1 protein-coding gene is annotated in these 1,761 nt (G+C 62.5%); it reads right to left on the bottom strand.

Annotation, left to right across the window (positions count from 1 at the left end):
- Positions 1-23: 23 nt before the first annotated feature.
- Positions 24-1,664, bottom strand: a complete 1,641-nt coding sequence (locus GTK09_RS27020; protein ID WP_163466477.1) for an ISL3 family transposase — start codon at positions 1,662-1,664, stop codon at positions 24-26.
- Positions 1,665-1,761: the final 97 nt, after the last annotated feature.

Here is a 1,761-nt window from a genome sequence, read left to right as displayed (position 1 = left end):
GGCTCTTCCGCAGATTGTGTGGTTCATGATGCCATGAGGAACCGTCGGCGAAGGAGATCGAGGTTTCCGCGTCCGTACATTGAACGCTTGAACAGTTTGAGCTTGGTGACCTGCCCTTCCGTTTGCGCGTTGCTCCAGCCGGTTTGCAAAGCGGCGTTGACTGCGCTGCGGTCCTGTTCGAGCCCTGCGGCGAAGGTTTCCATCGCACGCACGCCGCACGTTTTTGCTTCAAGAAGCCATGTGTCGAAGACCGGGCCGGCATCGCGAGCTTTCGTGCCGACACGGCGGACGAGGTCAACAAATCGACGGACGAGATGGATCAGGACGATGGCGTCACGGTCCTGGCCGATCCGCCGGATCACGTCGACTTCATCGACCGATCTCGTCTCGGGCGCCTTGACGATCATCCACGCGAGTTGCTGAGGCGAACGCAGGGACGGTGGTTGCGGGGCTTGCTGCGGTCGAGCATGATCGCCGTTACGATGCGTGGTGAACTTCGAGAGGCCGGTCCGTCGATCCTGAAGCCACCGCCGAATTTGCTTGGGCGTTCCAGGAAAGCCCTGATCCCGGGCTTCACGCCAAAGCCGAAGACCGTTCTCGCAGCCCTCTGCCAATCGCGCTTCGAGCATCGGCAGATAAGGGTCGATGATGCTCCTCCGCGGCGCTCGAGCCGAGCGTTCGGGAAAGCTTTCGGCATGAGCAAACTTGCGCACGGTTGCTCGAGCCAGGCCGGTCGAACGGGTCATCGCCATCAGCGTCTCGCCCGCGAGATAGCGGCGGCGGATGTCTTCATACTGGGCCATGCGCCGTCCTCGGCTATCGGCGGCACTCGTGGCGTCCGACCGCGTGCGGGGAAACGCCTTGGTGCGGCCCTTTCCTGACGTCTCTACGCTCTGGAGCGGCGGCAAACTCCGAAGCCGCGCATGAGCGCCTGCAGTCCATCGCTCGACCATTTGCCGCATGTTGGAGAGAAGATGCCAACGATCGGCGACCTGGACGGCGTTCGCAGCGCCCGTCGTGATCCCACGACGGTATTCGGTCGAGCGATCCCGTGCGACGATTTCGATCTCAGGCCTTTGGCGAAGCCAATCGGTCACCGTTCCCGCCGTACGATCTGGTAGGAGGTCGATCGGGCAATGTCGCTCGAGATCGACGATGATCGTGCCGTAACGCAAACGCTTCTTCATGGCCCAGTCGTCAATACCGATGACCGTGGCCGGCGGCAGGACTGGCTGCGGCATCTGGCGGATCAGGCGCAGAACCGTGTCGCCGCTCACGGGCATGGCGATCTTCGCTGCAAGGCGGCTGCCTGCCGCGCCACCGAGAGCCACTCCGATCCTCGCCTGCGCCTTCGCCAGACGTTTGGTCCGTTGCGCCGAGGGCGCGATCAGCATCGGGAGTCGTTCTCCGAAAGTTTGGCGTCGGCAATTTGCGTTCTGGCAGGCATACCGCCGAACCCGCAGATCGAGCCGGACATGGCGACCAATCAGGGGCAGATCCAACGGACGCCGGTGATAGTACCCGTGAATGATTGTCGATCGCTGCTGACATTCCGGGCATGTTGCCCCGCTACGCCGGCTCTGCGCAGAAACGGATAATCCCGACGGCCCTTCGCGCCGGATTCGACCGCAGAGGCAGCCGGGAACCATGGATATCTGAAGCATGCCTTCTCCACCGCATCATCTGCGGTGTCAGAAAGAGTCGCAAAGCCTCATGACCACACAATCTGCGGAAGAGCCGGGAAACCGGGACCACCTCAGA

It is taken from the genome of Jiella pacifica, from assembly GCF_010500815.1.
Lineage (GTDB): Bacteria > Pseudomonadota > Alphaproteobacteria > Rhizobiales > Rhizobiaceae > Jiella > Jiella pacifica.
This window is presented reverse-complemented; position numbering and strand designations above follow the sequence as displayed.

Excerpts from the sequence above, each read along its gene's own strand:
- GTK09_RS27020 (WP_163466477.1), bottom strand. The coding sequence starts at position 1,664 with ATGCTTCAGATATCCATGGTTCCCGGCTGCCTCTGCGGTCGAATCCGG.